Origin of the sequence: Bacillus sp. ABP14 (genome assembly GCF_001831375.1) — a bacterium.
GTDB lineage: Bacteria > Bacillota > Bacilli > Bacillales > Bacillaceae_G > Bacillus_A > Bacillus_A paranthracis.
Map to the genome: position 1 here is coordinate 1,288,291 of NZ_CP017016.1, position 22,824 is coordinate 1,311,114.

Genomic DNA, 22,824 nt, shown 5'->3' on the forward strand with positions numbered 1-22,824 from the left:
ACCATTCTACCTATGTTAGGTAGAATGGTTTTTTAGTCATTAATGCCAAATTGCGGATGCATAAAAGTATCCTTCTTATTATCTCCTTCTTTTTTTAGTAACTCTTGATTTTCTTCTGAAATCCACCCAATATCATTTGTAGGATGGATCCATTCTTCTCCAGCCATAATGGCAGGATCTACATCATCACTCCAATTGTGAAGTGGACTGTTCTCGGAATCATATTTACTGTCTCCGATTACGACGTCATATTGATTTATGAAAGGTTGTTGCATCTTCTTTCCTGTTCCTTTAAAAGATGGGAAATTCATTTGATGCGGGAGCGTTTCATCTAAAATGGGTGACTGGATTTTATCTTTCTTCTTCAAAATAAGAGCTCCTTTTTATTATGATTTCTTCATATGTAGTATTTCCATCTAGCAGTTCTTATGTACTTGTTAACACTTGCCAGTAATAATTATTTTAGCTTGCTTCAAACTAGAGTAGAAAGTGAATTTTTGAGAGCAGGTGAATGTATTGGTAAAAAGAAAAGTGAAACAAAATGCGGCAATCAACAATAATAAAACTCCGAAAGAAAGCTTACCAGATGCAGAATTTGCATTAGAGTATGAAGGAGAAAATAGCGCGAAGTATGCAAATCGTAATTCAAAAAAAGGTAAACAAAAGTGAGGCGTTTTTTACAAACGCCTCATTTTTTTGTGGGATTATAAAGGTTTTTTTAATTATTTGTAAATTTAGTGTTCATTATTAGCAGAAAAATGCGAAAAAACATAGAAGTAGCAACGTATTACACAAAAACAAACAACAAACAAAAGATTAATGTTGGTTTAATACTGCTTTTACACTAGTTGTTTATATTTGAGTTGTACATAAGATTTGTAAAAGGAGAGAGAGACAGTGAAAAAAACAATCTTTAAAGCTGTAGCAACTGGAATGGTATTTTCGTTATTAATGGGGTGTGGTGCAAAGAAAGAAGAAAGTGCTGGGGCAAAAGTAAAAGATGATAAATTATCTGGATCATTAACTGTTTACACAGCAATTGAAGAAGAACTTGTACCAATTTATCTTGATTCTTTTAAAAAGAAATATCCAGATGTGAAGCTGAATATTGTTCGTGATTCAACTGGAGTTATTACAGCAAAATTGCTAGCTGAAGGGAAAAATACACAAGCAGATGTTGTATGGGGAACTGCAGCTTCAAGTTTATTAGCTTTAGATAAAAAAGATATGTTAAAAGGATACTCTCCAAAAGGAGCGGATCGCGTTTTACCGCAATTTAAAGATGATAAACAACCAGAAAAATGGGTAGGAAATACTGCATTTATGACGGGGATTGCTATAAATAAAGAAGAATTAAAGAAGAAAAATTTACCGATGCCAGAATCATACGAAGACTTAACGAAACCAGAGTATAAAGGAACGCTTGTTATGCCACATCCAGCATCTTCTGGAACAGGATTTTTAACAGTTTCTGCATGGTTACAAATTATGGGTGAAGATAAAGGCTGGGATTACATGAAGAAACTTCATGATAATATGGCAACTTATACTCATTCAGGTTCAAAACCAGCGAAATTAGCGGGTGCGGGTGAATATCCAGTTGGTGTATCGATGGTTTATAGTGCTTTGAAAGAGAAACAAAAAGGTGCACCAGTTGAAGTTGTATTGCCAAAAGAAGGATTAGGTTGGGAAGTAGAAGCGAACGCACTTATTAAAAAAGATAATGAAAAAAATGAAAAATTAGCGCAAGCATTTTTAGATTGGGCAATTACTGATGATGTAATGAAGTTATACTTCGAGAAAAATGGATTTGCGACAATTAAAAATGATTATAAACTTCCAGACGGATTCCCTAAAGATGTGACGGAAAAGTTATACAAAAAGAACGACTTTAAGTGGGCAGCAGAAAATCGAGACAAAATTTTAGAAAAATGGGAAAAAGAGTTTGGCCAAAAAGCAGAACCGAAAAAGTAAGTGAGTGGGAGAGAGAAAAAATGAGCGAATATTTATCAATTCAACACATTCAAAAACAGTTTGATGCATTTACAGCGTTAAAAGATATTTCTTTTACTGTGAAAAAAAATGAGTTTGTATGTTTATTAGGCCCAAGTGGTTGTGGGAAAACAACATTGCTTCGAATTTTAGCAGGGCTAGAAGAGGCGACAACAGGTAGTATAGCTGTGAATGGAAAAGATATTACAGCATTACCTCCTGGAAAGAGGAATTTCGGAATGGTGTTTCAATCCTATGCGTTATTTCCGAATTTAACAGCACTTGAAAACATTGAATACGGCTTAAAGACAAAAAAGTATGGAAAAGCAGAAGTAAAAGAGAAGGCGCTATCGGCGTTAGAACTAGTTGATTTACTGAATGTAAAAGATAAATATCCTGCTCAAATGTCTGGTGGACAACAGCAGCGAGTAGCACTTGCACGTGCACTCGCTCTGTCTCCGGATATTTTGTTACTCGATGAGCCGTTATCTGCTTTAGATGCAAAAGTACGTGAAAAGTTACGTAGAGAAATGCGTGATTTGCAAGAAAAAGTAGGAGTGACAACTATTATGGTCACGCATGATCAAGAAGAGGCATTAACGATGGCTGATAAAATTGTTGTAATGAATCATGCGGAAATTATGCAGATTGGCACACCAGAGGAGATTTACCAAAGACCAGCCAATCCGTTTGTGGCAGATTTTATTGGTTCTATTAATTTCTTTTCGAAAAATAACGAAGAACATGCAATTCGTCCGGAACATGTAACAGTCGTACAAAATAATGGTATGAAAACAATTGTAGAAAGCATGGAGTTTCGCGGATCTGTATACCGGACAGAAGTGCGCGTTATAGATGAGAAAACGCATCTATATAATGAGAAAATCGTTGTAGATATATTGGCATCAGAAGTAGAAAAAACAGCTATTAGGAAAGGAAAGCCGATTCAAATCTCTTTCTCAGAAAATCATATGTTGTCATATGGAAAGAAGGTTGTTGTATAGATGGAGATGTTAGAAAATTTAAAGGTAGAAAGTACGAAAAAAAAGATTAAGAGACGTATCGGTAAAGAAGAATGGATACAAAGACTATTAATTATTGGTATGATTCTTGCTTTTTTGATTATGCTTGTATTACCACTATTACAATTGTTTACACAAGCTTTTTATGATAAAGATGGAGCTTTCATTGGTGTTGCGAATTTCAGTAAATATTTCACAACCCCAACATTAGTTCAATCATTACAAAATACGATATGGATTTCGGGCGCGACAACAATTATTGCAGTGACACTTGCTTTCGCTTACGCCTATGCGATCGCTCGTACGAATGTATTTGGAAAGCGTGTATTTCAATATGTCGCGTTGTTACCATTATTCGCACCAACGATGATGCATGGTATCGCACTTACATATTTATTTGGTAATCAAGGATTAGTAACGAAAGGGATGTTTGGTTTATTTGAAGGTATACAAACCCCTTTATATGGACCAGTAGGAATTGTAATGGCTGAAGTCATGTATACATTTCCGCAAGCATTTCTTATATTATTAATTGCTTTCCAAGGTTCTGATTATCGTTTATACGAAGCTTCTAATATGTTGGGAGCGAGTAAAACAAAGCAATTTCTCACTGTTACTTTACCTAGTGTAAAGTATGGATTAATTAGTGCGATGTTTGTTGTGTTTACACTTAGTTTTACTGATTTTGGCGCACCAAAAATTGTTGGTGGGCAATATAATGTACTTGCTACTGATGTATACAAACAAGTAATTGGACAACAAAATATGCCGATGGGTGCAACTGTCGGAATGATTTTATTAATTCCAGCTATATTTGCATTTGCAGTTGATCGCATTACGCAAAGAAAGCAGGCGAATTTCTTATCTTCCAAAGCAGTGCCATATAGAATAACGGCTAATAAGAAAAGAGATGTAGTCTCATTCATATATTGTAGTGTGATTACATTTATGATTATTCTTTTATTTGTGGCGGTTGGTATTGCTGCAAGTGTGAAAGTATGGCCATATAATATGAGTTTTACATTTGAGCATTTTAATTTTTCGAGTTTAACAGGAGATGGACTTGAAGCATTTAAAAATAGTGTGATTGTCTCAGCAGTTACAGCAGTTATTGGGGCAATTTTAACATTTATGTTCGCATATGCGATTGAGAAAATAGATCAGCTAAAGTTTTTCCGAAAAACAGGCTACTTTTTCTCGATTGTCCCTTTAGCAATCCCAGGTTTAGTACTTGGATTGGGATACGTCTTTTTCTTTAGTCAACCAACGATTCAAATACTTGGACTTTCAGTAACGAATCCGTTTCATTCTTTATACGGAACAATTGCTGTGCTAGTACTAGTAAACATCATTCATTTTTATTCGGTAACATTCGTTACCGCAACGACTGCTTTAAAGAAATTAGACCGAGAGTTTGAGCTTGTTTCGCAGTCGATGGGCATTCCGTTTTATAAAACATTCTTTAGAGTAACAGTACCGATGTGTTTACCAGCAATTTTAGAAATGGTGATGTACTATTTCGTCAATTCGATGGTAACTGTGTCAGCGGTTGTATTCTTATACGCAGCTGATTTTAAACTAGCTGCCGTATCAATCGTAAATATGGATGATGCAGGAAATGTAGCGCCAGCAGCTGCAATGAGTGTACTTATTGTTGTTACAAATATTGTAGTGAGAGTTGTATATGAATGGGGAACGAAAGCACTTCGTAACCGAACTTCACAATGGCAAAAAAGATAAGTGAGAAGGGTGATGGATTGAATGAAAATAGAAGCAGTTATTTTTGATTGGGCAGGTACGACAGTTGATTACGGATGTTTTGCACCACTGGAAGTATTCATAAAAATTTTTCGTAAACGTGGTGTTAAAATTACAGATGAAGAAGCCCGTAAACCGATGGGATTATTAAAGATCGATCATGTAAGGGCACTAACAGAAATGCCTCGTATTGCGAATGAGTGGGAGCGTATTTTCGGACATTTACCAACAGAAGCAGACATTCACGAGATGTATGAAGAGTTTGAAGAAATACTCTTTACTATTTTGCCACACTATGCCACGCCAATTGATGGGGTGAAAGAAGTGGTTGCTTCATTACGTAAAAGAGGCCTTAAAATTGGCTCAACGACTGGTTATACGAGAGAAATGATGGACATCGTTGCAAAAGAAGCAGAAATACAAGGATATAAACCTGATGTTCTTGTGACGCCAGATGATGTTTCAGCAGGCCGTCCGTACCCTTGGATGTGTTATAAAAATGCGATGGAACTTGGTGTGTATCCGATGAATCATATGATAAAAGTCGGGGACACAGTGTCAGATATGAAAGAGGGCAGAAATGCTGGTATGTGGACTGTGGGTGTAATTCTCGGTAGTAGTGAGCTCGGCTTAAGCGAGTGGGCAGCTGAAACTATGGATCCGGTAGAACTTCGTGAAAAAATGGAAGTAGTTCGAAAGCGTTTCGTTGAAAACGGGGCTCATTTTACAATTGAAACGATGCAGGGACTCGAAAACGTAATTGAACAGATCGAGAAACAAGAATTTATTATTTCATAAAAGGGGAATAGGATCATGACTGAAAATCACTACTTATTATTAACGCCAGGACCATTAACGACAACAAAAACAGTAAAAGAAGTTATGCTATACGATTGGTGTACGTGGGATGTTGAATATAACACGATGGTGCAACAGGTAAGAGCTAAACTTGTATCGTTAGCAACGAAGGAAGAAGAGAGATATACAACAGTATTAATGCAAGGAAGCGGTACGTTTTCAGTTGAAGCAGTAATCGGTTCTGTCATTCCAAAAAACGGAAAGCTGCTTGTTTGTACAAATGGTGCGTATGGTAAGCGAATTGTACAAATGGCAGAGATGTTACATATAGATGTGGTGGTCAGTCAAACAGAAGAGTGGGAGCCTACTAATATTGTAGAAGTAGAAAAGATATTACAACAAGATAAAGAGATTACACATATTGCAGTTGTTCATTGTGAAACAACAACAGGTATTATCAATCCAATTGTAGATGTATGTAAATTAGGGAAGCAATACGGAAAAGTAACACTAGTTGATGCAATGAGTAGTTTTGGTGGTATTGAAATAGACATCGCTGAGTTGCAAATTGACTTTCTAATTAGTAGTGCGAATAAATGTATTCAAGGGGTTCCAGGGTTCGGATTTGTTATTGCAAAGCGCGATGAATTGTTGAAATGTAAAGGGCAGGCACGTTCATTATCTTTAGATTTATACGATCAATGGGAAACGATGGAAAATCAAAATGGAAAATGGCGTTTTACATCACCTACACATGTTGTACACGCTTTTTATCAAGCACTACTTGAATTAGAAAAAGAGGGCGGAGTAAAAGCACGTTACAATCGATATGATAACAATCAAAAACTATTAGTGAATCGAATGAGAGAAATCGGATTTAAGCCACTAGTAGATGAAAAATATCAATCACCTATTATTACATCTTTCATTTATCCAGAAGAATGGTTTGATTTTGAGCAATTATACAAGGAATTAAAGCGTGATGGATTTGTTATATATCCAGGTAAAATTTCAAAAGTAGATACATTCCGCATTGGAAATATCGGTGATGTACATGAGGCAGATATTCATCGCTTAGTTGATAGTATCGCTAAAGGAGTTGTTATAGGTTGAAAGTATTTTGCTTAGGTGGAGCAGGTAAAATTTGTCGTGAAGCAATTTTAGATTTAGTGCAATTTTCATCTTTTGAGACGATTACAGTAGCAGATTTTAACGAAGAAGAGGGGCTTAAAGTAGTAGAATGGCTCAACGATCCTCGCGTTGATTTTGTGAAAGTAGATGTAACGAATCATGAGGATACGGTTGCAAAAATGAAGGGCTATGACATTGTAATGGATGGTACAACAATTAAGTTAAATGGATTATCTACTCGATGTATTGCAGAAGCAGGTTGTCACGGTGTGAATTTAAATGGATTTGGTGAAGAAAATGATTCGCATTCTATATTTGTTCAAAACGGAAAAACATGTTTACCTGGGTTTGGTATGACGCCAGGTGTAACGCAAATGATGGCGATGCATGCAGCAAATCAGTTACATACTGTAGAGTCAGTTCGTGTAAGTCATGATTCGTATCGTCCCATTGCTTTTTCTGCATCCATTACAGAAACAACAACATATGAATATGATCCACATTTGCCATCGCGTACAGTGTATGAAGATGGTGAGTTTAAGCAAGTGCCTCCGTTTGCGCGTCCAAGAGAAATTGAATTACCGGCGCCTTATGGTAAGACAACGCAGTATATCATACCGCATTCTGAAACGATTACGTTAGCAAAAGCATTAGAAAATAAAGGCGTTAAACTAATAGAGACGAGAGGAACTTGGCCAAAGCAAAATATGCAGCTCGTACGTGCATTGTATGATTACGGTATATTGCGTAATGATCCAGTTGAAATAAATGGAAAAGAAATCGGCATAATGGATTGTATTGCGAAGTATTTATTGCAATCGAAAGAAGGACAAGAAACAGAGATTTACGGTTATGCACTTCATGTAGAAGTAATAGGTATGAAAAATAATGAGAAACAAAGACGTGTATTATATCATACACACCCGTTATCTGATGGATCTGTTGTAGGATGGGAAAAATTAAGAGCTTATACGAGAAACGTCGGTATTCCATTTGGGATTGCTACAGAGCTAATCGCAAATGGGAATGTAAATAAAGTTGGTGTTGTGACACCCGAGGAAGCTTTTGTCAAACCACAAATTATTTTTGATGAACTAAAAAAGCGTGGTATTCATATTCACGAGGAAGTTTTCGTTGAAAAGGAAAGTTATAACTTTGTATAAGTAAGGCAGTGTATGAGGTAGAAATCAATGGGGTGAGGTTATGTCTGTAGTAGGTGAAGAAAGAAAGCGAACCATTCTTGAGAAGGTAGAGTTTAAAGGGAAGGTAAAAGTTTCAGAATTAGCGAGAGAGTTTGCTGTATCAACAGAGACGATTCGTCGTTATTTAGAAGAATTGGATCGTGAAAAAAAGTTGAAGAAAGTGTATGGTGGAGCCGTCCAACTTCCGGGAGCTGGAATAGAGGCACCAATGTTAGAACGAGAGATGCTACATATAGAAGAGAAGAAGCGAATTGGGTATAAAGCAGCAACATTTGTAGAAGATGGAGATGTTATTGCGATTGATGACGGAAGTACACCACTTCAAATGGTACCATATCTTGTACATCGCAAAAATTTAACGATTGTAACAAGTTCATTTCCAGTAGCAACACAATTAATTTCTTCTATTAATAAAAAGATGTTTCACGGTGAAGTTTTATTTATTGGTGGAAAAGTATCTCCAAAACATTCACGCGTATCAGGATCTATTTCGCAGCAAGTTATCCAGCAATTTCATTTTCATAAAGCATTTGTTTCGATTGATGGATTATTACCTGGTTTTGGAGTTTCTAGTTTTGAATTAGAAAAGGCTAAACTGTCAGAAGCGATGATGAAATTAGCAGAGAAAACATATATTTTATGTGATCATACAAAGGTAGGCGTAAAAGGAAATTACCGAATAGCAGCGTTTTCGCGCATTCAACATGTAATTTGTGATAAGAAAATGCCCTATAGTTTTGAAGAGGAAGTTAAAAGGCATAATATTCAATGGACAATTTGTTAAATACGTAGAACTCCCACCTGATTGTGAGGTGGGAGTTTTACTGCCTGCAAATAGCGGGATAAAAGATTTGTATTTATGCAAAAAAAGTGGACACATTTTCCCATCTCTTTCATATAATTTACCAATACAAAAAAAGTTGGTCGAAGGAAAGAAGGGGAAGTATGTCAGAACGGATATATAATAAACTTGTATTGTATGCAAATATTTTGCAAAAAATTGGTGTCATCAATGAGAAGGAGAAAAATGAAATTCTTCATACGATAGGTAAAAAAGCTCTTTGAATAAAGGGCTTTTATATTTTTTGCCTTTAAAAATATAAATTTAATGTAATATTCTCGTTGACATCGATAATGACATTCATTATCATTTATTTATGAGTAATTGATAATGTTTATCAATTATAAAGATTATATATGATAGGGGATATTATTTTGAAAAAAAATTATATGAAGGCGCTAGTAGTAGCGACAACATTAGCAATTCCATTTGCTGCATACTCTACTCCAGCGTTAGCAGCAATAAAAATTGAAGCAAACCAATCGGTAGCGGCAGCTAGTGAACGTACATACGATACTGAGATTAAAATATATAAGGATCAAAAAGACGAGCCATCTATGGTTTCTCAATATATAAAAGATCCTAAAGTAACGATTGCGGATGGGAAAAAAATTGTAACTGTAACAATGCAAGATAGCGATTATTTTCAATACCTTAGAATAGAGGATAAAAACCAACCTGGCGTATTTCATGATGTAAAAGTTTTGTCAGAAGATAAGAGGAAGAATGGAACGAAAGTAGTTCAATTTGAAATTGGCGAGTTTGAGAAGAAGCACAATATGCAAATGCATATACTTATTCCGGCTATTGGATATGATCACAAATATCAAGTTCAATTTGAAATTAAAGATCCAACTGTAGGTGACAAAGAAACAGAGAAACCAGATGATAACTCTAATTCAGGCAATATGGAGACGGATCATCCAGTTGATAATCAAAATATGATAACAGATAATAAATTAAGAGAGCTTGTTAATAAAAAGGTATTTAATAGAAAAGATTTAAATACACCAATCACGAAAGAAGAGTTATTACAAGTAAAGGACTTGTTTTTAAATACGAATGAGATACTGGATTATAGTGCATTAAAATATATGCCAAATTTAAAATCTTTAACAGTTGCGAATGCGAAGATAAAAGATCCATCATTCTTTACGAGCTTAAAACAATTGAAACATTTAGCTTTACGTGGTAATGAATTTTCAGATGTAACACCACTTGTTAAGATGGATAATTTAGATTCTCTTGATTTAAGTAATAATAAAATTACGAACGTTGCACCACTAATTGAAATGAAAAATGTAAAAAGTTTATATTTATCAGGTAACCAAATAGAAGATGTAACATCATTAGCGAAAATGGAACAACTAGATTACTTGAATTTAGCAAATAATAAAATTACGAATGTTGCGCCATTAAGCGCGTTGAAAAATGTAACATATTTAACTTTAGCAGGTAATCAAATTGAAGATATTAAACCGTTATATTCATTACCTTTAAAAGACTTAGTATTAACACGTAATAAAGTAAAAGATTTATCCGGTATTGAGCAAATGAAGCAATTAGAAGAATTGTGGATCGGGAAAAATGAAATAAAAGATGTTACTCCTCTAAGTAAGATGACACAGTTAAAACAATTACACTTACCTAACAATGAGTTAAAGGATATTACTCCATTATCAAGTCTAGTAAACTTACAAAAGCTTGATTTAGAAGCGAATTATATTTCAGACTTAACACCAGCTAGCAATTTGAAAAAGTTAGTATTCTTAAGTTTTGTTGCAAATGAAATTCGTGATGTTCGACCAGTTATAGAACTAAGTAAAACAGCCTATATCAATGTTCAAAATCAAAAAGTATTTTTAGAGGAAACAGAAGTAAATAAAGAAGTAAAAGTACCTATATACGAGAAAGATGGTAAAATCTCTACAAAAATTCGTTTAAAGAGCGAAGGTGGTACGTATAGTAATGATGCAGTTAAGTGGAGTACACCGGGTGAGAAAGTATATGAATTTGGTGTAAAAGATCCATTTGCGGATACAGGAATCTTCTTCACAGGATCTGTGATTCAAAATGTGGTAGAAAGTAAAGAAGATAACACTTCTAAAGAAGATGAAAAAGTAGGAGTAGTAGAATTTAAAGATGTACCAAAAGGACATTGGTCAGAGGAAGCAATTCATTATTTAGCGAAAGAAAATATTTTTAAGGGATATGGAAATGGACAATTTGGATTTGGGGATCGTATTACTCGTGGACAAGTTGCGTCTTTAGTACAAAGGTATTTGAAATTAGAAAATAAAGTAGAGCAGAAAGAGAGATTTACAGATACGAAGGGACATATGTTTGAGCAAGATATTGCTACAGTTGCGCAAGCTGGAATTATGCAAGGAGATGGTACTGGGGAGTTTCGTCCAGATGGAATATTAACTCGATACGAAATGTCTGTAGTATTATATAAAGCATTTCAGTTAAAAGAAGATGGAAATAATAAAGAGAGCTTTAAAGATGTACCAACTGGCCATTGGGCAGAAGGATATGTGAAAGCGTTAGCGGATCATAATATATCAAAAGGTGATGGAAACGGAAAGTTTTTAGGTGATGATTTCGTAACACGTGAACAATATGCGCAGTTTTTATATAATGCAATAACTAAATGATTAGTGAAAAAATACGTTATTTTTCCATAAGGAGAATAACGTATTTTTTATTGCGAAATCAAGTAAAGAATAGATAGGAGTATTGACATATGAATAGCCTATTTTAAAGAGGAATGATGAAACCATATTGACAAAAAAGCGTTCTCATGTGATAATTCAATTAAATTTTTAGAATAATCAAAAAATATTCCTTTTACATAGAAAGGATTCGAACATTATATGAATATTACGCCGGGGGTGACGAAATGTTATTTTTTCTAAAGAAATGGAATGAATTAAAAGATGTGAAATCTGAACTAGCACTTCGTGATTGGTTTTATGGTACAAAAATTAGCTTATCACTTTGTACGTCAAAAGAGCCGTTAACTTTTTTAGTAAACGTTGAAGGAAGAGATAAAGGGTTATTTTCAGAAGAAGATTTTATTGTTGTGAACTGTATGTGTGAACCAGTATTTGAAAATGAAGAAAAACCAGCTGCGGAATCATTTATGCATGCAGATATTTATAAAAAAAGTAGTGCAGAATGTATTTTACAAGTACAGACTGTAGATAGTCATTTAATATCAGAGTTGTATGGAGAAAAAGGGGAAGTAACATTCGATAAACGTAGCGTGGAACGTGTTTTTGGAAAAGAAGGTATAACAGAAATGACAATTCCCATTGTAGAAGATGAGAAAAAATTCGCAGATTTATTAGAGAATAATGTGCCGAATTTTATTGAAGGTGGAGGAGTAGTTCTCGTTCATAATTATGGCATGATTGTGTGGGGAAGAACTCCAGAATACGCGAAAAAATGGTTGGAGGGTATAGAATATTTAATGAACTACCATGTAAAATTGTTAATGATAAAAGGTGCAAAGAGCTCTGTTATATGAAATGTTTGTGATGTCGTTACAAGTCAATAAGTAAATGAAAGCGTTTTAAAAATAATTTTACTCATAAAATATAGGTCTCCTTATTATATATAGATTACATGTTGACATGTAAGGAGGAACATATTTTGCGAGTTAAATATCATTTTCTGCCAAAACAGCAAGTAACATTTTGCAAAATGAACGATTCAGGTAAGAAGGCTCTGCAAATTATGAATGAAACGGGATTTCGAGCAATCCCTGTATTAGCAGAAGATGAAAAGAAATTCATGGGGATTATTTATAAAGTGGATCTTTTAGAAAAGAAGTGTAATGGTGGATTAGAGGAATTAAGTACGGAACATATGCTGGAAGATTCCACTGCATTTATTTTTGAAAAGGACTCTTTTTTCAGAGCATTTTATGTTATTCGTCGTTTGCCGTTTTTAGCTGTACTAAATGATTATAATGAATTTGTTGGCATCTTAACTCATTCCAATATATTTGATGTTATTGAGGATTCATTTGGTATGCGGACGGGTGGTTATATATTAACGATTGCAACACAAGATTGTAAGGGAACGATTAAAGAACTTGGGACATTGTTGAAAGCATTTCATATCGGTGGACTATTTACGCTAGATAACGGCGATCAATATATTCGCCGCGTTATTGTCAATATAACAGATGAGTTAAATGAAAAAAGATTAAAGCAATTAATCGAAAAAATAGAGAAAAAAGGATTCAGGGTGAGTCATGTAGATTATATTTAAGATGAAGAGGAAAGGGAGCAATTTGCTATATGCAGATTGCTCTCTTTTTTAGTTTGAGTCATGAATCTTATTTTGAAACAGGAGGCGGAGATAATGCTAAATCGGATAAAAAAATAAAATCTGCATGTTCACGAATTTTAGGAATAGAGGTTTCTATAACACGTGATGTAATTTCACCTGGAGGCCCAACATGTCCGATAGCTACCATAATCGGTTTTTCTTGAAGTTTTTTAATGAGTAATTGGGCTTGTTTTGAAATATGTGCCGCTGTGTACACGTCATCAAAAAATAATTGATTTTCAATAATTGGTACTCCTAATTCTTTCCCGATTTTTGGGACGACACTCTTAGGATTTGTTTTGCTATCTAAATAAAATAAACCGTGTTTTTTACAAGCTGCGAGTATAAGTCGTACAATTCTTTCGTCTGCAGTCACCTTTGATCCCATATGATTATTCATCCCAATTGCATGTGGTACTTCTTGAATCGCTTGTTCGAGTCGATTATTTATTTCTTCGTCGCTTAAATCAGTTGTAATTGCTTTTGGTCCAAGCCATTCTTTTTTACCTTTAATCGGTTCCATTGGCATATGTATAATAACTTCGTGTCCTTTCTTATGAGCCGCTATCGCATCTTCCTTTGTGGAAGGAAGAAAAGGCATAACAGCAACAGTTAGTGGAATAGGAAGTGATAACATTTTATCAGTTCCTTTCATATTATTGCCGAAGTCATCAATGACAATAGCTACTTTATTTGTATGGGCCTTGGCCTCAACAGGAAACAAGAAGGATGGTAAAAACATAGTCAAAATAAGCAATGCAATCGTATATTTGTGCATATAAATAGTTCCTTTCTATATTATCAATCACCATTATGGTTTGCGTTTTTATATAAATTAAACAAAAAATGTCGAAGAAAAGTATATGGAAAATAGGGAATCCGCTATTTAATTGGTGTTTGTAAAAAAAGGAGATAAAAAAATTGTCTATTATTGCGAATGTATTTACAAAGATAGAATAATTTGTAATAATTCTCAAAGTGAGGGTAAAGATTTGTAAATTACAGGGAGAAAATGTTAAATTTTCTGATTCTTCAAATTCAAATATGATAAGCAGTTAAAAGTTCAATGGAGAAGTAAAGTAGAGAGCATGGAAGTATAATAAGGGGGATATGAATGTTTACTGTAAAAAGGAAGTACACATTAGAAAAGCTTTCACGTGATATTCATATGAAACGTGAAGAGATGATTCAATTAGGTTTAACGAGTGGGTTAAATAGTACGGAGACGATTCAAGTTAGTCAAGAATTGGACAAGCTTATTTTACAGTACCAGTGTTATAAAGAAAAACAAACACCAAAATGGTTATCAATTATAAAGGTACCTATTTTTCAAATTGGGTATGAAGGGAAATCAAGTAATTTTTGGCGAATGCTTGTGGCTGGTTTTATGAAATAAGTATAATTACCCTTTAGGGATAAGGATAATTATACTATGTGTAACGGAATTTCGATATGAACTGTCGTTCCTTCGTTTTCTATACTATTAATAAAAATATGCCCGTTGTACATCTCTATAATTCGTTTACATATGACAAGTCCAAGACCTGTTCCAGTATCTTTATTAGTAAAGAACGGATGAAAGAGGTGTTTTTGAATATGTTTTGGAATCCCTTTTCCAGTATCTATAATTTGCAATTGTGCGTGTGTTTCATTGTTTGTTACGAAAATAGTTAGTGTATCGCCAGAAGTCATAGCTTCAATTGCATTTTTTGTAATGTTTAAAACCACTTGTTTCATATGGTCTTTTGAGCACCGGATATGAACAGGACGGTCTGGCAAATGTAAATGGAATACAATATTATGTAGATTCGCCTCAGATTGAATAATTAATGCTACCTCATTTAGAATGGTTCTCACATCATATGTTTGTTCAATGATTGCAGTTGGCTTTCCAAGAATAAGAAATTCACTTACAATTTCATTAATTCGTTCTATTTCTTGTTCGATGATGGAAAAATAGAACTGATCTTGTTCATCTTTATATTTCTCTTTTAATAGAGCGACGAGCCCTTTAATTCCGGTAAGTGGATTACGGATTTCGTGGGCGGTACTAGCTGCAAAAGTTCCAACTAATTCAATTTTTTGTAGTTCATTTTGTTGTCTTTCTAGTTTTGTTTGTCGTTTTAACAACATATATTGAGCGAGTAAAAATAAAATTGACATTAAAAATAAAGTAGCTATACATTCTACGGCAACCCACTGGTTTAAAGTTTTTTGATGAATAGGTAACGGAGAAACAGAGACCTTCCAATCTAATCTTTGGAGTGGGGTAGTAAGCATATTAGAATGTGCATCACTTGTTTCGTTATTATCATCGGTTAGAAAAACTACATTATACTTATCAGTTACTTCAAAATGGTATTGTGGCTTAATGGCATTTAAAGATGATGAAATGTAGTCAAAGCGTAAACTTGCTAACAATAAGCCTGAGAGCTCCTTCTGTTTATTAAAAATGGGGGAAGCAATCATAATAGCTTGATGGCCAAGAACACGATCTGTAATGACGGATGATACAGTTGTTTTCTTAGTTTGTAATGCGTTTTGAATATATTTACGATCTGAGACATCAACAGGTGGTCGGTCACCTTCCGATGCGATTGTAATGATACCTTCTGGTGTAGCGTAATATAGACCAGAAAAACGTGCATCGTTTCCATCTGTATCATGTACAATTTCTTTCATCCCATTAATATTTCCAGTCTCGGTTCCTACGACCTTTGCGAGCATTTCTAGGGCAGAAATTGCTTCGCCAAGGTGGTGATCTAAATAGTCTCTATATAAAAAGAGAACCGTATGGGCAACTTGTTTATTTTCTTGTTTCATTTTATACGAATGATATGAATAAAATGTAGCACCAATCCCTGTTGTTGGTAGGATAACAAGCAATATATATAAAACTATGCTGTGGAATTTGAACTTCAAATTTGGTACTCCTTCTTTTTTATTATCATTATATATAAACTATGTTAAAATTGTCATGTTTTTATTCAAGAATCATTCATAATATATTTGGGGAGAGATAATGAATGAGTGAATACTCATTCGGAATTTATATGAAGTACTATTTTGTTCTTTTTATTATTGAGAATTTAAGTGAAGGGTTGAAAGTTGTATGACATCAAATAATGGACGAGAAGAAATTTCTCAATCTTTAAAAGTATTTATTGCATTATCTCGTGTACATCGTTCTGTTATGGATACTACAAACAAATCTATACAAAGTAACGGGTTAAATCCAACTGAATTTGCTGTATTAGAACTGCTATATCATAAAGGCGGTCAACCACTTCAGCAAATTGGTGAGCGTATTTTAATAGCTAGTGGCAGCATTACATATGTTGTGGATAAGCTAGAAAAAAAGGGACTAGTAAAAAGAATTCCGTGCCCGAATGACAGACGTGTTATTTATGCACAATTAACTGAGGCTGGAGAGAACTTTATTGCTTCTATTTTTCCAGGGCATGAACAAGTTATACATCAGTCTTTTGAAATGTTAACGAAAGAGGAAAAGGACGAATTACTGGATCTATTAAAAAAGATTGGAAAGTATGAAAAGTAATAATATGTTCCAAAGGAGCTTTGGATAAAGAAATCCAAAGCTTTTTTGTTTACATGTAATGTTGGCAGTATATGCCGTATTTTGCTGAAGAATAAGAGGAGATTTGTAAGTAAGCATTGAATTATAGTAAGGATGCATATAATGGAGAGGAGGCTCATTCATGTCATTTAAAGACTATGAATATAAACGGCCAAATATTGAAGAATTAAAAGAGAAGTTTACTGTTGCTTTAGAGAAGTTTGATAACGCGAAAACTGCGGAAGAACAAAAACAAGTTATTCATTCAATTAACGAAATTCGCAACGATTTTGGTACAATGGGGAATCTTTGTTACATTCGTCATTCTGTCGATACGACAGATGCTTTTTATAAGGAAGAACAAGATTTCTTTGATGAATTCTCTCCAGTTGTACAAGGGTATGGTACAAAGTATTATAATGCGTTAATTCATTCTCCATTCCGTGAAGAATTAGAGGCGTATTATGGGAAGCAATTATTTGCTCTTGCGGAGTGTGATTTAAAAACATATTCTGATGAAGTCGTGAAAGATTTACAATTAGAGAATAAATTGTCTTCACAATATACACAGTTATTAGCATCTGCAAAGATTGACTTTGCAGGGGAAGAAAGAACGTTATCACAGCTTATTCCATTTATGCAAGGAAAAGAAAGAAGTGAACGTAAAGCAGCGAGTGAAGCATATTACGGATTTTTAGCTGAGAATGAAGAAGAATTAGATCGTATTTATGACGAGCTTGTTAAAGTGAGAACGAAAATCGCAAAATCTTTAGGTTTCAAAAACTTTGTTGAACTTGGATATGCACGAATGTACCGTACAGATTATAATGCGGAAATGGTGGCGAATTATCGTCAGCAAGTGCTAGATTATATCGTTCCTGTTACAACGGAATTAAGAAAACGACAACAAGCACGTATCGGTGTAGAGAAGTTAGCATATTACGACGAAAACTTTGAATTCCCTACAGGTAATCCAACTCCAAAAGGAGATGCGGATTGGATTGTTAATCATGGAAAAACGATGTATAAAGAGTTATCGGCTGAAACAGATGAATTTTTCAATTTCATGTTAGATAATGATTTATTAGATTTAGTTGCGAAAAAAGGAAAAGCTGGCGGTGGATATTGTACATATATTGAGAATTATAAAGCGCCGTTTATCTTCTCGAATTTTAACGGAACGTCTGGTGATATTGACGTATTAACACATGAAGCGGGCCATGCTTTCCAAGTATACGAAAGTCGTAAATTTGAAATTCCAGAATATAATTGGCCAACATATGAAGCGTGTGAAATTCACTCTATGAGTATGGAATTCTTCACATGGCCATGGATGAAGCTATTCTTTGAAGAAGATGCAGATAAATATTATTTCTCTCACTTAAGTTCAGCACTTCTGTTTTTACCGTATGGTGTATCTGTTGATGAGTATCAACATTATGTATATGAAAATCCTGAAGCAACACCAGAAGAGCGTAAGACTGCATGGCGTAATATAGAGAAAAAGTATTTACCGCATCGCGATTATGAAGATAATGATTATTTAGAGCGCGGTGGATTCTGGCAACGTCAAGGGCATATATATAGCTCACCGTTCTACTATATCGACTACACGTTAGCTCAAATCTGTGCACTGCAATTTTGGAAACGTGCAAGAGATAATAGACAAGAGGCGTGGGAAGATTATGTGAACCTGTGCCAACAAGGTGGAAGTAAATCATTCTTGGAATTAGTAGAAGTTGCAAATTTAACATCTCCATTTGCTGAAGGCTGTGTGAAAAGTGTTATTACAGAAATTGAAGCATGGCTACATGCAATTGACGACACAAAATTGTAAAAAACATGCGCTTTTTTTCACATGTTTAACATCGACATAAAGAGAAAATAATGAGATAATAAAAGAAAATTCAGAATACTAAAGAGGTGTTTCTAATAAGGAGCACCTCTTTTCACCAACAAAAAGGGGGGAAAGAAGTATGCTTCAATCTAATATGGATGTGAGTTTAGAAAGTTTGGTGAACTCATTACAGTCTACCCGAAGCACGCTATTATCAGAAATTGAAATGTTAAATGATACAGAAGTGAATGTAAAGCCACGCCGTGATAAATGGAGTATTATTCAAATTTTGCATCACTTGCATTTAGTTGAACAATCTGTCACGTCTGCCCTTGTATATGCTTTACAAAAAAACGAAAGAAACACGACTCCATTTAAAGACCTCCAACTTACACTTGATCGCACACATAAACGAGAAGCTCCTCAGCAGATGAAACCAACAGAAACGTTAATGAAAAAACAGCAAGGAATCCAATTACTAGAACATTCACGACAAGAACTATTACATGCGCTTCATAGCGTTATAGATGAAAAAGACCTATTTGAAAATGGGTTAAAGCATCCTGTTTTTAATGATTTGAATTTATATCAGTGGGTTCAATTTCTTGATTTGCATGAACAAAGACATCTTACGCAGTTAAAAGAAGCGAAACACGCAATTTTACAGCGATAATTAGGAAGAAGTGGGAGACCACTTCTTTTTCATATGTGCATAGTTTTTCTTCTTATTTTGGAATACTACAGAGAGAAAGAAAAGAAGGAGTTGAAAAGTATGTCCAAGAAAAAGAAAGAAGAAGAGCGCGCTTGGAAAGCACGTAAAGAAAATCAAAAACCACATGGAAAAGTGAAAGCTTTTGCTGAATTAGTTGAAGGAACAGAAAAAACGTGATGAGTATTTCATCACGTTTTTTGTATGAGTGGAAAAGTTAATAAGAAAGTTGTACCTGTACCTTTTTCACTTATAATATCAATTTTTCCGTTCATAGCTTGCACAACACTGAATACGACCATCATTCCAAGACCAGTACCTTTTTCTTTTGTTGAATAGAAAGGGGATCCAAGACGTTTTACTTGTTCTTGATCCATACCAACTCCTGTATCTTTTATATATAATTGAATATGCTTATGATCAGGAACTAATGTGAAATAAAGATCACCGCCTTTTGGCATGGCCTCAATGCAGTTTTTTAAAATATTTAACAAACATTGATTTAGTTTTTGTTTTTCTCCCGCGATAAAAAAAGAAGTACTTTGCTTTATATAATGTGTACGCACATTTGTTAAATTAGCAAGCGGTGTAATTAACGATAATGCATGCAGTAGTTCTTCTTCTAACTGTAATGTTTGTTCTTTTTCAATACTTGGTTTTGCAAAGGTTAAATAATCTGTAAGAACGTGATTTGCTTGTTCGATTCCGTTGATGGCTATGTCAATATATAATTTTCGCTCTTGTTCAGTGCATGTACCTGACTGCAAAAGTTGTAAAAATCCTTTCGTTGAAGTTAACGGATTGCGAATCTCATGAGAGATGGATGCTGCCATTTCGCCAATTAAATGAAATTTTTCAGCATTCATAAGTTCGTTTTGGAGACGAACTTGGGTTTGTAATATGTGTAGTAAATATAAAATAAGAATCGTACCAAGTATCGTACATAACTCATACACAATAATATGTGGTATATAATCAGTCTTATTTGTAACCTTTGAAAGGAAGAAAGGTATCCAACTCAATCCGTATGTGAGACTGTATATAATAGCGAGTATTATTTTTATACGATTAGAAGTTCGATTGAAAAATTTGTATGTAAATAGTAGAACAATAAATAGAAAGATAGAACCGATAAGCGATGGGAAAACACCTATTCCTCCTAATAAGAAGCGATATATATTTAATACAACTAATATTGATCCACCAGCAATAGGACCTCCGGTTAATGTACCGACAACTAATACGATATGACGCATATCAAATTGAAATCCATAATTTGTTTTTGCTGCGAAAGTGATACATAGTATAGTAACGAGGCAGCATAATACAATAAATATAGCTGAATTTAATTTAGGAGAGCGTTTCCCTTTTTGATTCCAAAATAAATGGTATACGAGCATTGTAACAAGGATGAATAATATATTTAGAAAGAGATAAATAATAAAGGATTTCAGTGGGATGCCTCCTCTCTTCTTATAGTAAATTAATCATACTATAAAATGAAAGAAATGAAATGAGAAATAGCGGAAAAATCAGAAATTTTTTCTGGTAGTATACAATATGTTACAATAAGCTTTGTCAATGAAAGAAGGAATTCCGTGCAATGCACGGGAGAGGTTCGCGAACTCCCTCTATAAAAAACTATGGAAACAACAATATCTTTAGGTATTGTTTTGTTTTTTTATTGTGACAGTTCAAGAACGTTCTTTCTTCTTATTCGTAGTAGAGAAGGAGAATGAGTGAAATGAAAAAAGAAAAGGCAGTTGTTGTTTTTAGTGGAGGACAAGATAGTACGACATGTTTATTTTGGGCAATAGAGCAGTTTGCAGAAGTAGAGGCTGTAACGTTTAATTACAATCAACGTCATAAGTTAGAAATTGATTGTGCAGCGGAAATTGCAAAAGAGCTAGGAATTAAACATACAGTACTAGATATGAGTCTATTAAATCAACTTGCTCCAAATGCGTTAACGAGAACGGATATGGAGATTACACATGAAGAAGGGGAATTACCATCGACGTTTGTAGATGGACGAAATTTACTATTCTTATCATTTGCTGCTGTATTAGCAAAACAAGTTGGAGCACGTCATATTGTAACGGGTGTATGTGAAACTGATTTTAGTGGTTATCCAGATTGCCGTGACGTGTTTGTGAAATCGTTAAACGTTACTTTAAATTTATCCATGGATTATCCGTTTGTGATTCATACACCACTTATGTGGATTGATAAAGCGGAAACATGGAAATTATCAGATGAACTTGGAGCATTCGAGTTTGTTCGAGAAAAAACATTAACATGTTATAACGGAATCATTGGTGATGGTTGCGGTGAATGTCCAGCATGTCAACTTCGTAAAGCAGGATTAGATACGTACCTACAAGAACGCGAAGGAGCGAGCAACTAATGGATAATTTCTTTGGATTTCGCATCGTAGAAAATTTGCAAAAAATGGACAAGGATATTCAGCGTAAACAGCTCAAATATCATAATAAAAGAGTAATGGTCAGCAAGGAATTTACATTTGATGCAGCACACCATTTACACTGTTATGAAGGGAAATGTAAAAACTTACATGGTCACACATATAAAGTTGTATTTGGGATTAGTGGATATGTAAATGAAATAGGTCTTGCAATTGACTTTGGAGATATAAAAGAAATTTGGAAGAATGAAATAGAAATTTATTTAGATCATCGTTATTTAAACGAAACGTTACCAGCGATGAATACAACTGCTGAAAATATGGTCGTTTGGATTTATGAAAAGATGGCAGAGGCGTTAACAAAAGATAATCGTGCGAACGAATACAAAGGAGCTCGTGTTGAATTTGTTCGTCTGTTTGAGACGCCAACTAGTTATGCGGAAGTAAGACGGGAGTGGATGCTCGATGAGTAAAATTCCGGTCTTAGAAATATTTGGTCCGACTATTCAAGGTGAAGGAATGGTTGTAGGACAAAAGACGATGTTTATCCGTACAGCTGGCTGTGATTATAGCTGTGCTTGGTGTGATTCTGCTTTTACGTGGGATGGATCGGCTAAAGATCAAATTAGACAGATGACAGCAGAAGACGTTTGGAATGAGCTTGTAGAAATTGGTGGCGAAAATTTTTCTCATGTTACGATTTCAGGTGGAAATCCGGCATTGCTGAAAAATATTGAGTTTCTTCTTTCTATATTAAAAGAGAATGGAATGCGAACGGCAATCGAAACGCAAGGGAGCAAATGGCAAGATTGGTTACTTGAAATTGATGAAATAACGATTTCTCCAAAACCACCGAGTTCGACGATGAATACTGATTTTCAGAAGTTAGATGATGTGATTCAGAAGCTAGCAGGAAAAGATATTAGCTTAAAGGTAGTAGTATTTGACGATTATGATTTTGAGTATGCAGTTAAGATGCACGAACGTTATCCAGATGTGCCATTTTTCTTACAAGTAGGGAATGATGATACAAAAACTGTGGATGATACGATGTTGATTAAAAAGCTATTAGATAAGTATGAGTGGCTTATTGAAAAAGCGGTTAACTGCAAAGAAATGAATAATGCAAAAGTATTGCCGCAGCTTCATGCGTTAGTATGGGGAAATAAACGCGGAGTATAATGAGAAGGG

The 22,824-nt window shown here is 34.5% G+C and carries 23 protein-coding genes and 1 riboswitch; of the genes, 19 read left to right on the forward strand and 4 right to left on the reverse strand.

The window, feature by feature from the left end:
* Positions 1-32: 32 nt before the first annotated feature.
* Positions 33-368, reverse strand: coding sequence for a DUF3905 domain-containing protein (locus BGI23_RS06710; protein ID WP_000725962.1), 336 nt, complete (start codon positions 366-368; stop codon positions 33-35).
* Positions 369-516: 148 nt separating this feature from the next.
* On the opposite strand from BGI23_RS06710, the gene BGI23_RS28325 reads away from it, so the two are divergent.
* The 11 genes from BGI23_RS28325 to cbpA all read left to right on the forward strand — a co-directional run bounded on the left by BGI23_RS28325 (position 517) and on the right by cbpA (position 13,025).
* Positions 517-669 (forward strand): hypothetical protein, encoded by a 153-nt coding sequence (locus tag BGI23_RS28325; protein WP_000240799.1) that lies wholly within the window; start codon positions 517-519, stop codon positions 667-669.
* 228 nt (positions 670-897) lie between these two features.
* Complete coding sequence (locus BGI23_RS06720) at positions 898-1,974, forward strand: putative 2-aminoethylphosphonate ABC transporter substrate-binding protein (protein WP_000750888.1); 1,077 nt, start codon at positions 898-900, stop codon at positions 1,972-1,974.
* A gap of 20 nt (positions 1,975-1,994) precedes the next feature.
* Positions 1,995-2,996, forward strand: coding sequence for a putative 2-aminoethylphosphonate ABC transporter ATP-binding protein (locus BGI23_RS06725; RefSeq protein WP_000006186.1), 1,002 nt, complete (start codon positions 1,995-1,997; stop codon positions 2,994-2,996).
* Positions 2,997-4,754, forward strand: coding sequence for a putative 2-aminoethylphosphonate ABC transporter permease subunit (locus BGI23_RS06730; protein ID WP_070805556.1), 1,758 nt, complete (start codon positions 2,997-2,999; stop codon positions 4,752-4,754). It abuts the gene before it with no gap.
* A 21-nt stretch (positions 4,755-4,775) separates the two neighbouring features.
* Complete coding sequence (phnX, locus tag BGI23_RS06735; RefSeq protein ID WP_070805557.1) at positions 4,776-5,570, forward strand: phosphonoacetaldehyde hydrolase; 795 nt, start codon at positions 4,776-4,778, stop codon at positions 5,568-5,570.
* Between the two features lie 15 nt (positions 5,571-5,585).
* Complete coding sequence (gene phnW, locus BGI23_RS06740; RefSeq protein WP_070805558.1) at positions 5,586-6,683, forward strand: 2-aminoethylphosphonate--pyruvate transaminase; 1,098 nt, start codon at positions 5,586-5,588, stop codon at positions 6,681-6,683.
* The gene (locus BGI23_RS06745) at positions 6,680-7,864 is read left to right on the forward strand and encodes a saccharopine dehydrogenase family protein (RefSeq protein WP_070805559.1); all 1,185 of its coding nucleotides are present in this window, start codon (positions 6,680-6,682) and stop codon (positions 7,862-7,864) included. The genes phnW and BGI23_RS06745 overlap by 4 nt, the downstream gene beginning before the upstream one ends.
* A 40-nt stretch (positions 7,865-7,904) precedes the next feature.
* Complete coding sequence (locus BGI23_RS06750; protein ID WP_000117662.1) at positions 7,905-8,687, forward strand: DeoR/GlpR family DNA-binding transcription regulator; 783 nt, start codon at positions 7,905-7,907, stop codon at positions 8,685-8,687.
* Positions 8,688-9,100: 413 nt separating this feature from the next.
* On the forward strand, positions 9,101-11,401 hold the full coding sequence (locus tag BGI23_RS06760) for an NEAT domain-containing leucine-rich repeat protein (RefSeq protein WP_083322675.1): 2,301 nt from the start codon (positions 9,101-9,103) through the stop codon (positions 11,399-11,401).
* Positions 11,402-11,646: 245 nt separating this feature from the next.
* A complete protein-coding gene (locus BGI23_RS06765) occupies positions 11,647-12,276 on the forward strand; it encodes a class II aldolase/adducin family protein (RefSeq protein WP_000895996.1) in 630 nt (209 codons plus the stop codon).
* Positions 12,277-12,401: 125 nt separating this feature from the next.
* Positions 12,402-13,025 (forward strand): cyclic di-AMP binding protein CbpA, encoded by a 624-nt coding sequence (gene cbpA / locus BGI23_RS06770; protein WP_001264219.1) that lies wholly within the window; start codon positions 12,402-12,404, stop codon positions 13,023-13,025.
* 67 nt (positions 13,026-13,092) lie between these two features.
* On the opposite strand, the gene BGI23_RS06775 is transcribed toward cbpA, so the two are convergent.
* On the reverse strand, positions 13,093-13,863 hold the full coding sequence (locus BGI23_RS06775) for a divergent polysaccharide deacetylase family protein (RefSeq protein WP_000549803.1): 771 nt from the start codon (positions 13,861-13,863) through the stop codon (positions 13,093-13,095).
* Between the two features lie 336 nt (positions 13,864-14,199).
* Between BGI23_RS06775 and BGI23_RS06780 the strand changes: the two genes are divergently transcribed.
* Positions 14,200-14,481 carry an aspartyl-phosphate phosphatase Spo0E family protein gene (locus BGI23_RS06780; RefSeq protein ID WP_000495540.1) on the forward strand — a complete coding sequence of 94 codons (282 nt, stop codon included), beginning with the start codon at positions 14,200-14,202 and terminating at the stop codon, positions 14,479-14,481.
* A 29-nt stretch (positions 14,482-14,510) separates the two neighbouring features.
* Here the strand turns inward: BGI23_RS06780 and BGI23_RS06785 are convergent, their stop codons facing one another.
* The gene (locus tag BGI23_RS06785; protein WP_070805561.1) at positions 14,511-16,007 is read right to left on the reverse strand and encodes a DUF3149 domain-containing protein; all 1,497 of its coding nucleotides are present in this window, start codon (positions 16,005-16,007) and stop codon (positions 14,511-14,513) included.
* Between the two features lie 190 nt (positions 16,008-16,197).
* Between BGI23_RS06785 and BGI23_RS06790 the strand changes: the two genes are divergently transcribed.
* The 4 genes from BGI23_RS06790 to BGI23_RS28630 all read left to right on the forward strand — a co-directional run bounded on the left by BGI23_RS06790 (position 16,198) and on the right by BGI23_RS28630 (position 19,388).
* Positions 16,198-16,644 (forward strand): MarR family winged helix-turn-helix transcriptional regulator, encoded by a 447-nt coding sequence (locus tag BGI23_RS06790; RefSeq protein WP_048526808.1) that lies wholly within the window; start codon positions 16,198-16,200, stop codon positions 16,642-16,644.
* 160 nt (positions 16,645-16,804) lie between these two features.
* Entirely contained in the window at positions 16,805-18,499 is a 1,695-nt protein-coding gene (locus BGI23_RS06795; protein WP_070805562.1) for a M3 family oligoendopeptidase, read from the forward strand.
* A 139-nt stretch (positions 18,500-18,638) separates the two neighbouring features.
* Complete coding sequence (locus BGI23_RS06800) at positions 18,639-19,172, forward strand: DinB family protein (RefSeq protein ID WP_000941973.1); 534 nt, start codon at positions 18,639-18,641, stop codon at positions 19,170-19,172.
* Positions 19,173-19,271: 99 nt separating this feature from the next.
* Positions 19,272-19,388 (forward strand): DUF6254 family protein, encoded by a 117-nt coding sequence (locus BGI23_RS28630; protein ID WP_000038254.1) that lies wholly within the window; start codon positions 19,272-19,274, stop codon positions 19,386-19,388.
* An 11-nt stretch (positions 19,389-19,399) separates the two neighbouring features.
* Here the strand turns inward: BGI23_RS28630 and kinB are convergent, their stop codons facing one another.
* Positions 19,400-20,608 (reverse strand): sporulation sensor histidine kinase KinB, encoded by a 1,209-nt coding sequence (kinB, locus tag BGI23_RS06810; protein WP_070805563.1) that lies wholly within the window; start codon positions 20,606-20,608, stop codon positions 19,400-19,402.
* Positions 20,609-20,815: 207 nt separating this feature from the next.
* Positions 20,816-20,859: riboswitch (PreQ1 riboswitch) on the forward strand.
* Positions 20,860-20,952: 93 nt separating this feature from the next.
* Here kinB and queC point away from each other — a divergent pair.
* Genes queC through queE form a run of 3 tightly spaced genes read left to right on the forward strand, consistent with a single transcriptional unit; the run spans position 20,953 to position 22,815 of the window.
* Positions 20,953-21,615 carry a 7-cyano-7-deazaguanine synthase QueC gene (queC, locus tag BGI23_RS06815; protein WP_000711596.1) on the forward strand — a complete coding sequence of 221 codons (663 nt, stop codon included), beginning with the start codon at positions 20,953-20,955 and terminating at the stop codon, positions 21,613-21,615.
* A complete protein-coding gene (gene queD / locus BGI23_RS06820) occupies positions 21,615-22,106 on the forward strand; it encodes a 6-carboxytetrahydropterin synthase QueD (protein ID WP_000368412.1) in 492 nt (163 codons plus the stop codon). The genes queC and queD overlap by 1 nt, the downstream gene beginning before the upstream one ends.
* Positions 22,099-22,815 carry a 7-carboxy-7-deazaguanine synthase QueE gene (gene queE / locus BGI23_RS06825; protein ID WP_070805564.1) on the forward strand — a complete coding sequence of 239 codons (717 nt, stop codon included), beginning with the start codon at positions 22,099-22,101 and terminating at the stop codon, positions 22,813-22,815. The genes queD and queE overlap by 8 nt, the downstream gene beginning before the upstream one ends.
* Positions 22,816-22,824: the final 9 nt, after the last annotated feature.